This window comes from Actinomycetospora sp. 2LY8.5 (genome assembly GCF_057180585.1).
This window is the reverse complement of sequence record NZ_JBXUHE010000077.1, coordinates 1-11986: the sequence shown is the minus strand read 5'-3', so window position 1 is coordinate 11986 and position 11986 is coordinate 1. Positions and strand designations below refer to the sequence as shown.

The following is an 11986-nucleotide window of genomic DNA, read 5'->3' as shown; positions in this document are numbered from 1 at the left end:
ACGGAGGACCTCCCGGTGGTGAGTGGATGCCGTCAGACAGCTCCACAGCACTCCCGGGAGGTCCTCCCCTCAAGATCATTCAGACCGTGTCGTCACACGCCCTCAACCAACGTGTCCGGTCAGTACACCTAGAGCAGCGGCCGCAGCGGATCGCGGTGATCAGGTTATCGCCCAACCTGGATGCGCTGCAGGTGCTCGGGGTGACGCCCGTCTACACGCAGGCGGAGGAGACGGTGTGGCCGTGGCGCGACATCCGCTGGCTGGAGCAGGTCGAGTTCCGTGACACCGCCACACGCCGGGAGCCGACCAACGTCGAGGCGATCGCCGCCACGCGCCCGGACCTGATCGTCGCGGTGAACTTCGTGCGGGACGAGCAGGAGTACCAGCGTCTGAGCACGATCGCGCCGGTGCTGGAGAAACCGGTGAAGATCGACGGCGACAAGATCGAGTGGCAGGAGACCCAGCGCCTCGTCGGGCGGGCGCTCGACCTCCCGGCGGCGTCGGAGCGCGCGATCACCGACGCGGAACGCGCCATGGACGAGACCGGCCGTGCCCACCCGCAGTTCGACGGCAAGACGATCACCGTCGCGACCGAGTACACCCAGTCCGGGATCGACTACTACACGGTCGCGGGCGGGACGGCCGAGGGGATCGTCCGGCGGCTCGGCTTCGTGCCCAACCCGCTCGCCGCGAACTTCGTCGACGACCCGAGCGTCGCCGACGAGCAACTGGGGCTGCTCGACGCCGACGTGCTGGTCTTGTTCTTCACCGACGGGGCGGTGCGTGAAGCGCGGCTACAGTCGCCGTTGTTCCGCGCCCTGCCGCCGGTGGCCGAGGGCCGCTTCCTCACCGTCAGCATCGGCGAGCCCGCCAGCAACGTCACCTGGGTGCTGCGCCGCGGCGCGAGCGCCGCGAGCCTGCGTGGGCGACCGGGGCACTGGCCGAGCGACTCAGCACACTGAACCTGGCCTGAGACCGGCGTTTCGGAGATCGTTCGAGGATGACGACGGGGGCCGGCCCGCGTCGTCACTGCGGTGGTGGCGCGCCCCGCCGTGCCGTCGCTGCACCGGCGTCGGGCGCTCGGTCTCGTCGTCATCGTGGCGGCGTTGCTGGGCGCGGTCGTCATCAGCCTGGCGCACGGCGCGAGCCCGCTGCCCTACGGCGAGGTCTGGAGCGCCCTGTGGAGCCGGGGCAGCACCCCGTCCGACCTGATCGTGTGGACCGAACGCTGGCCGCGCACGCTCGTGGCGGTCGTGATGGGGGCCGCGCTCGGGGTCGCGGGGGCGCTGATCCAGGCGCTGACACGCAACCCTCTGGTGGACCCGGGCATCCTCGGGGTCAACGTGGGCGCCGGGTTCGCGGTCACGCTCGGGGTGGGTCTCCTGGGTCTGTCGGGGATCACCGGATACGTCTGGTTCGCCTTCCTCGGCGCCGCTGCGGCGACGGTGCTCGTCTACCTCGTCGGTGCCTCGGGCGGGGGCACCAACTCGCCGGTCACGCTGGTGCTCGCCGAGGTCGCGCTGGGCGCGGTGCTGAACGGGCTCTCGACCTTCCTGACCCTGATCGACGCCAAGACGTTCCGGTCGATCCGTACCTGGGGCCTGGGCTCGATCGCGCGGACCAGCCTGGACGACGCGCTGCTCGTGCTCCCGTTCCTCGTGGTCGGGCTGGCCCTGGCCGTGTTCCTGTCCGGAGCTCTGAACTCCATCGCGCTCGGCGACGACCTCGCGGCGTCGCTGGGGACGCGCGTGGCGAGGACCCGCGTGCTGGGGATCGTCGTCGTGACCCTGCTGGCCGGTGGGGCCACGGCGCTGACCGGGGGGATCGCGTTCGTCGGGCTGATGGTGCCGCACGTGGTCCGCTAGTTTCGTCGGCCCCGACCAGCGGTGGATCATCGCCTACTCGGCGCTGGCCGCGCCGGTGCTGGTCCTCGCCGCCGACGTGCTCGGCCGCGTCGTGGTCCGACCCGGGGAGATCGAGGTGGGCGTCCTGACGGCGGTGGTCGGGACGCCGGTACTGCTCGCCCTGGTCCGTCGGAGGGAGGCGAGCGGCCTGTGAGCGCGCCGACCCGGGGCGCGCCGAGCGGTGCCCCCTCGACTTCGGGGACGGGTCGCGCCCCGTGCGGACGCGGTGGTTCCCGGGGCACGTCGGGCTCCGGCCGGTGCTGGCGTCGACGGCGCTGCTCGCCGTCGCGCTCGCCGTCTCCACGGCTGCGCTCGGGCTCGGGGACTTCCGGCTCGGGATCGGCGATGTCGCGGGCGCGCTGGTCGGGGTCGGGCCCGAGTTCCACCAGATCATCGTGCGGGAGTGGCGGGCACCCGTGGTGCTGGCCGCACTCATGCTCGGCGCCCTGCTGGGAATCGGCGGGGCGATCTTCCAGTCGTTGACGCGCAACCCGCTGGGTTCCCCGGACGTGATCGGATTCGACGCCGGGTCCTACACCGCGGTGACCGTCCCGGGACGCCGCGGGGCGCTGCGGCGTCCGCCTCGAACGCTCACCCGCGGGGCGAGTCTGCCCGGCGCCGGGCAAGCACGGCCGCGGCCCGAAGATGCTCCTGAAGAGCCTCGTAGTCCCTCGCGGTGCTGGCGGTACTCAGCTCTTGCCTGGCCGGCCGGAGGTCGCCGACCACATCAGTCAGTGTGCCCAACAGCTGCTCAAGGCCGATCGCGGCAGCGTTGTCCAGCTCCGGGTGGCCCCCTTCGGTGATCTCCCGGCGGTGCAGACCGAGTTGAAGGGCGCGCTGGGCCTCGCGAAGGGCCACCACCGTGGTGTGGCTGATCATGCCTACCACCATGCCCTCACCGGCCACGCCCAGACCGTGAGCTTGGCCCGAGTGCGGACGCCTGGCAGCCGGCGCACATCAGCCTGGCTCGGGCGCCCCCGCCGGGGCCGGGAAGCAGCGAGAGTCTGCTGTCATCGGGGTCGGTAAGGGTTGTGGCCGGGCCCGCCCTGACCGGGGGGAGGTGGACCGGTAGGTCGCGCCTCGGGCGGTGGTGCATCGGCCCGCCTGGTGGGGCCTCGGCGGTACTCGCTCCAGGATCGTGGCTGGGTAGGCGGGGTCGGGGGAACGACGTAGCTGCGGGCGTTCTGGTCGTCGGGTTCGGGGCGGTTGCGCAGGTCGGCGTTGAGGTAGGCGTCGAGGTCCTCGCTGACTCCGACCGCGTTTTCGGTGGTGAGGTCGGGGTCGGCGGTGGGGTCGTGGCGCCCGGCGTCGTAGCACTTGCGGGTCGCGTCGGCGGCGATCTTCATGACGTGTGGCAGCCAGTAGAGGTGCCAGTCGGCGGCAAGGCTGATCGGGGAGTTCCCGTCGCGGTAGGCTAGGGTCCAGGCGTTGTGCAGCCAGGACAGGTTCTCGACGAGCTCGGGGTGCAGGTACCAGCACGGGCGCAGCTCTCGAGCCGAGGACGGGTAGCGCACGATCAGCACGCCGCATAGCCAGTCGACGAGCTGTTCCCAGGCCTTCTGGGCCTTCTCGCGGTCCATCTCGGCCCAGCACGGCAGGACCGGTGTGCGGACGCTGAGGGCTTCCAGGGCGGCGGTGTGCTCGGCGGTGATCTGTTGGAGGGCGAGGACGTCGCCGCCGGGATCGAGGTCGTCGGTCGGCTCGTGATACAGCTGGTGGCGCAGGTCGGCCAGCGTGGACGGGTTTTCGCTCTCATCGTTGCCGGTCGCGGTCTGGAGTGCGGTCAGGTCCTCGCGGAGTTCGGCGACGGTCTCGGTCAGCTCGTCGATCTCCTGCTCGAGACGGCGGCGATCTCGGCGACCGCGGCCCGATTCCGAGGTGTCACCAGGAGACCGGCGGTCACCGTCGGGGTCGTCGTTGTCGGGCATCGCGACAGATCACCAGGCCTTCCCCATCAGCAGTTCATCGGCATTCGCGCCCCACCGCGGCCGTGCGTGCCGGGGCAGGTCGGGTCGGGTCGATCAGGGCTATCGCGGCACGCGCTGTTCGGCGTGGGGGCGCGCTGGGGTGCCGTCGGGGTTCACTCCGCGCGGGAACTCGCCGGGTGTGGGGGCGTGCGCTGTCGCGTAGTCCTCGGGCATCTGGCCCTGGGCGGCCATCGCCGCCTGGATGTCGGTGCGCCGGAACGCGGGTACGAACCTCAGGATGGTCGGCGGCATGTTTCGGTAGATCATGAGCATGTGCCAGGGCGGGATCTGGCGGACCCGGCCGGGCGGCACGGTGCGTCGCACGCTGGCCGAGCTCTTGCCGGTCGAGAGCCCTCGGTCGGTGTCCTCTTCGCGCTCGCCGCACTGCACCGAGATCTCTTCGAGGTCGGTGGCGTCGGTGATGCCGCCGAGGTAGAGCTGCGCGTTGGCCATGCTCTTGATCGTCTTGCCGCCGTAGGAGCCCCAGCGCTGGTAGAGCTGCGAGAGGGCCTGCGCCACGATGATCACGGTGATGCCGCGGCCGCCGGCGTCGGCGCCCCACTTGTGCAGCGGCACCGGGGTGATCAGCGCGGCTTCGTCGAGGCCGAACATGATCGGCGGGTTGAGCTGGCCCTTCGGGGATGTCGACTTCTGGGCCAGCTCGGAGCACGACTCGAACAGGTAGCCGGTCAGGGCGGTCAGCAGCGGGGCGAGCGGGGAGTGGTCGCGGCCCTGCCCGATCAGATACAGGGTGCCGCGGCTGCGCAGGAACCCTGGAACGTCGAACACCCCGTCGCCGGGACGCAGGGTGACCGCGTCGCGCACGGCGTCGTTGTCCATGAACGCCACCGACATGCCCAGGGTCAGGAAGATCGAGTCCCGGGCGCGGTCGGCGGACATGCCGTAGACCATCCGCATCTCGCCGGGCCACGCCTCGGGGACCTGGTCGCGGTACTGGTCGATCAGGCCGGCCGGGGTGTCGTCGGCGGGGTTGTTCACCCAGCGGGCGACGTCGACCATGGAGTGTCCGCTGATCGCGGCCAGGAACAGGAACACCCGCAGCACCTTGGCGGCCTGGGCGACGAAGAACTCCGCGTTGGAGTCGGTGTGGTTGCCGGTCTGTGCGCCGGCGACCATGTACTCCGCGCGGATGCGAGCGGTGTCGGGGCTGGTGCCGCCGACCAGCGGTGACCACCGCAGGTTCGACAGGATCCCGCCGACCTGCTCGGGGTTGAACACCAAGACCGGGCCGAGCAGGGCCCGCAGGCGATGCGTCATCCACCATAGGTCGATCTTGGTGGAGGTGACCACGGCCGCGCCCGGGGCGTCGACGATCCGACCGGCCAGCCACGAGGTCTTGCCGGTCTGCGGCGGAGCGATCATGAGCGTGACGTCGATCAGCGCGATCCAGTTCCGGAACGCGAGGAAAGGGCCGACCACGGTGCGCCCGGCCAGGTAGGCGAACGCGGTCATGTCGACCTTGCGGCGCTCCAGCCAGGGCAGGCCGAACAGCTCGGGGCGAATCTTGGCGCCCTTGCCGCCGCGGCGGGCCACGAACGCCGGGCGCAGCACCATCGGCCACATGTCGCGGACCGTGGCGAACCCGCGACGTCCGTAGCGCCGACGCACCCGCCCGCGGGTCGTGAGGGCGTAGCCCACCGCGACCCCGTCGGCGAGGATCACCGCGACCGCAGCGAGCATCGCCCACCCCAGGACCGCGACCAGCTCCGGTGGGATATCGGGGACGCTGGCCCGCAGCCACCACATGAGCCCCAGGAAGATCACCCCGGCAGTCAGTGCCAGGCCGGGGACCGCGGCCAGAGACCGGCTCATCGGGACTCCTCACGGGCCACGAGGGCCAACGTCGGTGCCTCGCCGGGCAGCAGCAGCCGGGGGACCCCGGACAGATCGGGACGCGGCGGCGGCTGCGGGCTCGACAGCGCCGCGCACAACGACGCCGCCCGCCCGGCCAGGCGGCGCCCGTTGCGTGGGGAGCGGCACAACCCCAGCTCCACGACGAGCTCTCCGGTGGCGGCCTCGGGGTCCACACCGCTCTCACGGAGATAGTCGGCCAGGCGCCACACCTTCGGATTGGTCTCCGAGCCCGTCCGTCCCGGCTCACTGCCCTCCCCGGCGTCCTCGTCGTGCGCCCGGTTCGCCGTCGCCTGCGCACCGGCCGGCGTCCCGAGGTCGTCCTCCACCGTGTGGTCGTCAGGACCCCGGCCCTCCGAACCTGACGCCGGGCCTTCCGGCCCGGCGGGTGCGGACTCCCCGGCCGCGGCAGCCGCGCCTGCCGCGCCGGGCAGCTCGAGCGTCACCAACGTCGTCGGCGCAGGTGCTGGCGCCGCTGATGGGACCGGGCCCGGGGTGAGCGGTGAAGAGCCCGCCTCAGGCTCTCGGTCCTCGGCTGGGGCGTCCTGGTCGTCGCGCGAGCCTTGGCCGTCCGGGTCCGGCGGCCTGTCGCCGTGCGGCTGCGCAGCCGACTCCAGCGCGAGCGGCGGTGCGGCCGCGGCGGTGACCTCGAGGACCTCGTCTCGCCAGGCCCGGAAGGTCGACGGCGGAGCCAGCAGCAGCCGTGCCACGCGCAGGGTGGGCAGCGGGGCCGGGGCCGGCAGCCCGCGTCGGCGCTGGACCTGGCGGCGCAGCTCGGCTAGCAGTACCTCGAACGCGATGTTGGCCGCGATCGGGATGCCGGCGCCGACAACGACCGTGGCTAGGTCGGGGCCCGTCGCGCCGGAGCTGCTGCGTTCGGCAGCCCAGAGCCCGTTCGAGGCCGCCGACGCCAGCACCGCCAGTGCAGTACCGAGCCGGGCCGCCAACGCCGGACGGCCATCCAGGGAGGCCGCGAAGGCGACCGCGGCCATCGACACCGCGAGACCGTCGATCACCAGCGGCAGCAGCTCCGGGTCCGCGAAGCCCTTGGCCCGGGCGAAGGCGGTCTGCTCGGTGAACGACCACACGCAACCCAGCAGCCAGACCCCGGTGACCGTCGAGAGCGCCAACCCCATCGGCAGTCGCTCAGCGAGCTTCGACCCGAAGCGTCGCGGCATCGCCCACCTCATCGTGACCACCCACCTCGCTTCGGGCCGCCGGTCCGACTCGTGGCCGGCCGGGTCATGCCGCATTCCGTTCCGCGTCCACGGCGTGCAGGTGCGGGGCGCCGAACACATCGCCGACCTCGTCAGAGCGAGGCGGTCCCTGCTCCCAGGCCGCCTCGGTCTGGTCGCGAATCTCGCGGGAAACACGCATCCAGGCCGCGTGACGTCGCAACCCGACAGCGACGCCCACCGCTGCGATCACCGCGAAGATCAAACCCGGCACGACCGGCCACACCGTGGACGCCCACCCCAGGCCGCACAGCGCGATCGACGCTGCGTAGACCACGCGGGCCTCGCCGGTCGTGCGGCGCTCGAACACTCCGCTGTCAGGCATCGGCCGCCACCTCCTCCCGGCCGGCGGTGGCGCGAGGAGGGAGCGCCTCGAACATCGCGCTTGCCTCGGCAACATCGACCAGCGTCCAGAGCTCCGGCAGGGGCAGCGCCGTCGCCGGGCTCGACCCGCTCGCCTCGGCCAGCCACGTGACCACGGCGCCGGCGGCGTCGAGCACTCGGCCCGGATCCAGCTCCGCTGCCCGCTCCAGACGCTCCTGGCGCTCGGTCTCCGACTCGATCTCATGCTCGTCGTCGTGGCCGGGCCGAAGCGGGCACCGCTCCGACACCGCCCCCCACGCATCTACCGCCACCGGAACCGAACACCGACCGACCGCGGCCTCACGTGCCGATGCCGTCGAGAGCGCCGCGGTCGCCAGCCGGCTCGCCAGCCCCGTCGCGGCCGACGGGTTCTCATTCGCCTCGCTCACGCCGCCTCCCAGACCGTGACCGGCTGGGACGGCGTAGAGGCGTCGTCGGTGGCCGGCGTGGCGGTGCCAGCCGCCGCCTCGCGTGAGAGGCGGCGGCTGGTCGCGCGCACCGCGCGACGGTCCTCACGGGTCATTCCACCCGCCACGCCGTAGGCCAGCGGGGTCGTCCCGTCGAGCTCGAGCACCGCGCGCCGGCACGTCGCGAGCACCGGACATGCAGCGCAGACCTCCAGCGCTCGTGCCTCGCCCGGCGTGCGCTCGCCCGGACGCTCTGACTCATCGAGCGGGAACATGCGCTCCGGATCGTTCGCGCAGCGTGGGGCGCGCCCACCTGTAGTAGGCGCGCGAAGTGGAGTCATCCTGGACATGGGTCGCTCCTGGTAGTCCGCGTCATGGTGGTGCTGCAGGGGCGGCTCGCCCGGGTCCCGGCGGAGTTGCAGCTCCGTCGGGACCCCCCACCCCGGGAGGCGTTGGGTCTCACCGCTGCCATTGAGCCTGGACCAGCTCCACCTTGTACGCAAGGCCCATGTGCATATAACCTGTACGCATGCGGCAGTTGACTTCAACGTCAGTCGGCCCGGACACTCGACTCGTCGACGCCAAGCCGGGGAGGACCAGGTCACATGGCCACGTCCACGCAGACCACTTTGATCACGGCGGCTGGGACGGCGGACTCGCCCGACCGTTACGGCTGCCCCGGGGTTCACACCGTGCCGGGTAGAAGCGAGCGGTTCGTGATCACCCGCGAGGTCAAGGATCCCGCAGTGCTGGCTGCGCTGGAGCCCCACGTGGGGGTCGACAGCGACGGCACGCCCGAGCACGTCGGCGCGACCCCGGCCTGGGTGCCATCGCTCTTGATGGACCTCCCGACGCTGGGCTCGTTCATCGAGTCGACCGCCCACCAGGTCGGAGACAGCGTGTTCCGCATGGAATGCCTGCCTGAGTATGCGGTTAGCTCCGACGGTGACGACTTCCGTCGCTGGCAGGCCGGCGCCGCGGAACCCACCTGGTCGCGCAAGCAGGCGTGGCTCGACGAGCTCGCCGCCGACGCCCGCGCTGGCATCGCCCACCGCCGTGTCCGGCGATTCGGGCAGACATTGACCGAGTACGAGCTGTACTCCTGCCAGTGGGGCTACGCGCTCAACGCCGCCGCTGGCGAGGACATCCGCATCCTGCGCGACGGGGAGCACGACGCCCCCGAGCTCGTGGACACCGAGTACTGGGTCCTGAACGACGAGATTGTCGTTCCCGTTCTCTATGACGCCCGTGGTGCCTTCATCGGTGCTGGGGTGCTGTCCGGCGAGCGCGCCGAGGAGTTCCTCACCGATCGGGAGCTGGCGTGGGCGGCAGCCGAACCGTTCGCGCAGTGGTGGGCGCGCCACCCGGAGCTGCACGGCGAACGATTGGTGGCCTAACACCTGGTGGCGACACGCAAGAGGGCTGGGGCCGGGCCCGACCGGACATCCCAGCTGATGCTCGAGATCCGTGGCCAAGTCAAACAGGGTGACGCGGCGGGCCTGGTCGGGCTGACGCAGTCGCGCATCTCGCGGGCCGAGCGCGGGACGTACACGCTCGACCCGGACGTGGCCGACGCGTACGCGATGGCGCTTGGGGCGAGTCCTGCCCAACGCAAGGAGCTTGTGGCCCTCTGCAAAGCCGCGGTGAGCAACACCGTGACCGGTCAGGCCCGACTCATTCGTCGCGGCGCCGCGATCCAGGAGAAGACCAGGGACCTCGAGGCACAGTCGTCGGTCGTGCGAACCTGGCAGCCCGAGATCGTGCCTGGACTCCTGCAGACGTGGGACTACACCCTGGCGGTCATCGAGCGCGAGCCCGACGTGAAGTGGAGCAAAGCCCGGCGCGAACGGCTTGCGCTCCTCGACGACCCTGATCGGCAGTTCCACCAGCTGCTGTCCGAAGCGACTCTCCGCTGGGTGATCGGAAGTCCCGCGGTCATGGCCGAGCAGTTGCAGCACCTGAGCGACGTTTCGACCCGCCCGAACGTGACCCTGGGAATCGTCCCGTTCGGACAGGCCGCCCCCGCTCCGCCCTCGGCCTTCCACCTCTACGGTGATCGCGCCGCCGAAGCAGGTACTGACGTCGGAACCACCTTCCTCGACGAGCGCCCCGACATCGAGATGTACCGGGCGATGTTCGACCGGCTCGACGCCATCGCCGTTTACGGGAACGAGGCACGATCGCTGATCGACGAGATCGCCCGGTCCTACCGTTCGGCCTGAGTCGATCCTTTCCGTCACGCCTCCGCGCTGTACTGAGACACCCACGGGCGCATTACGGACGCACACTGCTGGTCACGCCTGCGCGGCGGACGCCGGAGCGTCAGGAGCACTCGTGCCGGGCCTCCTGATGCTCGTGATCTTCCCGTCCCATTTCTGGGCGGGGATGATCTGGACGGGGTCGCCTTCCTGGGGGGCGTTGATGATCTGGCCGTTGCCGAGGTACATGCCGACGTGGCCGGGCTGGGATGGGGAGCCGTTGGCGCCGGCGATGAACACGAGGTCGCCGGGTTGGGCCTGGGCAAGGTCGGGGACGGGTGCGCCGAAGGTGGACTGAACCGCGGCGGTGCGGGGGATGGTGACCCCGCCGTCGCGCCAGGCGACGACCATGAGCCCGGAGCAGTCGAAGGCGTCGGGACCGGTGCCGCCCCACTGGTAGGGCTTGCCGAGCTGGGCCATCGCGGTGGCGACGACGGCGGCCTGCTGTGGTTGGCTCGCGGGCACTAATCCGGGAGGCACGGTGGTGGAGCCCTGGCCTGGTGTCAGGCCGTCACCGCCGTTACCGGGGCATGGTTGAGCCCCGGCGGCGTCGGGGGCCGCCGGGGCACCAGCCTGCGCGGCCTGCGCAGCGGGGTCACCCCCGGGCGGGAGCCCGGGGGGCCAGAAGCGGGCGGCGAACTCGCGGGCTTGGGGTTCCCACTTCGCGTACGCCGACGGGAACGCCGAGGCCTGCACGGTCTGCGCGGCCACGGTGACCGGCATCGAGGCCCAGTCCCCGATCTCGACCAGGGCGTCGAGGAACGCGTTGGTGGCGTAACTGGGGTCCTTGACCTGCTCAGGGCTGCCCCAGCCGGTGGAGGGGCGTTGTTGGAACAGCCCGAGCGAGTCGTGGTCGACCGCGACGTTCATCCCGGCCTGGCCGAGGCGGGACTCCTGGGCGGCGGTGGCGATCGCGACGACGGCGGCCTGCTGGGGCAGACCGCGCTGGGCGACGATCGAGGTGATCAGCTGGGCGTAGGCCATCTGATCGCCGCCGGTTAAAGACCCGGCCGGGCCGCCGGCCCCGGCCGAGCCGGGCTGGCCCCCGGGTCCGGTGCACAGCCCGGCGGTGCCGAGACCACCGCCGACGATCATCAGCAGGAGCGTGAGCGAGGCCATGATCAGCAGCAGGTAGGCCAGGCCTCCCGCTGCGAGCAGTGTTCCGATCTTGCGCCGTGGCACCGGCCCTCCCGCACGTCAGGTCCGCGGCCCGCCGACCGGGGCTGGTCGGGGTGTCGGGGCTTGTGGTTGCCCCTCACCGGAGACAGACCGCCGCCGAGCCCTGATCGGTCCCGCCGAGAGCGAAGCGGTCGAGCGACGTCGTGCTCGCGCTCAGGGGACGCGGGTGAACTCGACCGTCCCGTCGGCGTCAGTGCTGGTGGCCAGCCACACCGAGGCCCGGTCAGGGGCCACCGACACGGGCAGATCGATGGTGGTCACGACACCCTGGTTGACCGCACCGGGCGCGATGGTGCGGTCGCTGATCCCGGTCGGGGCCGGCGCAGCCGGTCGGGTGGTGGCCTCGACGATGCACGTCGGGTTGGGGATGGCCGTGTACCGCTCGCCGGGGCCGGTGAACACGCGCGGGTTGCGGTCGTCGTTGACGCAGTCGGAGACCATCCGGGGCAGTCCGAGGCTGTGTACCGGCGGGAGCCAGTCGATCCCGGCGAGTCCTGCCCGCAGCCGCGGGGCGGCACCGTCGGAGGTGATCAGCGCGGGCGCAGGCCGGTCGGTGTCGTTGCGGATGACCACCACGGCGGTGAGCACCTGGCGGCCCGGGGGGATCGGGCGCGTGCCAGCGGCGTCGACGGCCGGGGTGAACGGGCCGACGCCGATGCTGTAGCGAAACCCGCGAGCCTGTCAGGATTCCGGTGTAAGCAACGGGTCGTTGATTCGGTGGAAAGTATCAGAGTTTGAGTCGTCCGGGGAAGTGGATGACCAGGCTGTTGAGTGCGGTCTTCCAGCCGTGGGTGCCGGTGC

At 71.6% G+C, this 11986-nt stretch carries 14 protein-coding genes and 1 pseudogene; 6 read left to right on the top strand and 9 right to left on the bottom strand.

The window, feature by feature from the left end; genetic code table 11:
• Positions 1–86: 86 nt before the first annotated feature.
• From AC2A1K_RS34935 to AC2A1K_RS34920, 4 genes and pseudogenes are all read left to right on the top strand, one after another.
• Positions 87–962 carry an ABC transporter substrate-binding protein gene (locus AC2A1K_RS34935; RefSeq protein WP_483900951.1) on the top strand — a complete coding sequence of 292 codons (876 nt, stop codon included), beginning with the start codon at positions 87–89 and terminating at the stop codon, positions 960–962.
• 72 nt (positions 963–1034) lie between these two features.
• On the top strand, positions 1035–1865 hold the full coding sequence (locus AC2A1K_RS34930) for a FecCD family ABC transporter permease (protein ID WP_483900950.1): 831 nt from the start codon (positions 1035–1037) through the stop codon (positions 1863–1865).
• Positions 1866–1920: 55 nt separating this feature from the next.
• Complete coding sequence (locus tag AC2A1K_RS34925) at positions 1921–2058, top strand: iron chelate uptake ABC transporter family permease subunit (protein WP_483900949.1); 138 nt, start codon at positions 1921–1923, stop codon at positions 2056–2058.
• Between the two features lie 61 nt (positions 2059–2119).
• Positions 2120–2443: pseudogene (locus tag AC2A1K_RS34920) on the top strand (iron chelate uptake ABC transporter family permease subunit); the annotation flags it as partial.
• 52 nt (positions 2444–2495) lie between these two features.
• On the opposite strand, the gene AC2A1K_RS34915 reads toward AC2A1K_RS34920, so the two are convergent.
• From AC2A1K_RS34915 to AC2A1K_RS34885, 7 genes are all read right to left on the bottom strand, one after another.
• Positions 2496–2810: a hypothetical protein gene (locus tag AC2A1K_RS34915; protein ID WP_483900953.1), complete on the bottom strand. Its 315-nt coding sequence runs from the start codon at positions 2808–2810 to the stop codon at positions 2496–2498.
• 104 nt (positions 2811–2914) lie between these two features.
• Positions 2915–3832, bottom strand: a complete 918-nt coding sequence (locus AC2A1K_RS34910) for a hypothetical protein (protein WP_483900948.1) — start codon at positions 3830–3832, stop codon at positions 2915–2917.
• A 99-nt stretch (positions 3833–3931) separates the two neighbouring features.
• The gene (locus AC2A1K_RS34905; protein WP_483900947.1) at positions 3932–5704 is read right to left on the bottom strand and encodes a type IV secretory system conjugative DNA transfer family protein; all 1773 of its coding nucleotides are present in this window, start codon (positions 5702–5704) and stop codon (positions 3932–3934) included.
• The gene (locus tag AC2A1K_RS34900; protein ID WP_483900946.1) at positions 5701–6921 is read right to left on the bottom strand and encodes a DUF2637 domain-containing protein; all 1221 of its coding nucleotides are present in this window, start codon (positions 6919–6921) and stop codon (positions 5701–5703) included. The genes AC2A1K_RS34905 and AC2A1K_RS34900 overlap by 4 nt, the downstream gene beginning before the upstream one ends.
• 64 nt (positions 6922–6985) lie before the next feature.
• Positions 6986–7303, bottom strand: coding sequence for a hypothetical protein (locus tag AC2A1K_RS34895; protein WP_483900945.1), 318 nt, complete (start codon positions 7301–7303; stop codon positions 6986–6988).
• Positions 7296–7730 (bottom strand): hypothetical protein, encoded by a 435-nt coding sequence (locus AC2A1K_RS34890; RefSeq protein ID WP_483900944.1) that lies wholly within the window; start codon positions 7728–7730, stop codon positions 7296–7298. The genes AC2A1K_RS34895 and AC2A1K_RS34890 overlap by 8 nt, the downstream gene beginning before the upstream one ends.
• Entirely contained in the window at positions 7727–8089 is a 363-nt protein-coding gene (locus AC2A1K_RS34885) for a WhiB family transcriptional regulator (protein WP_483900952.1), read from the bottom strand. Before AC2A1K_RS34885 ends, AC2A1K_RS34890 begins: the two co-directional genes overlap by 4 nt.
• 264 nt (positions 8090–8353) lie before the next feature.
• On the opposite strand from AC2A1K_RS34885, the gene AC2A1K_RS34880 reads away from it, so the two are divergent.
• Positions 8354–9145, top strand: a complete 792-nt coding sequence (locus tag AC2A1K_RS34880; protein ID WP_483900943.1) for a DUF6879 family protein — start codon at positions 8354–8356, stop codon at positions 9143–9145.
• 57 nt (positions 9146–9202) lie between these two features.
• Positions 9203–9970, top strand: a complete 768-nt coding sequence (locus AC2A1K_RS34875) for a helix-turn-helix domain-containing protein (protein ID WP_483900942.1) — start codon at positions 9203–9205, stop codon at positions 9968–9970.
• Positions 9971–10042: 72 nt separating this feature from the next.
• On the opposite strand, the gene AC2A1K_RS34870 is transcribed toward AC2A1K_RS34875, so the two are convergent.
• A complete protein-coding gene (locus AC2A1K_RS34870) occupies positions 10043–11188 on the bottom strand; it encodes a C40 family peptidase (protein WP_483900941.1) in 1146 nt (381 codons plus the stop codon).
• 150 nt (positions 11189–11338) lie between these two features.
• Positions 11339–11761, bottom strand: a complete 423-nt coding sequence (locus AC2A1K_RS34865; protein ID WP_483900940.1) for a hypothetical protein — start codon at positions 11759–11761, stop codon at positions 11339–11341.
• Between the last annotated feature and the right edge of the window lie 225 nt (positions 11762–11986).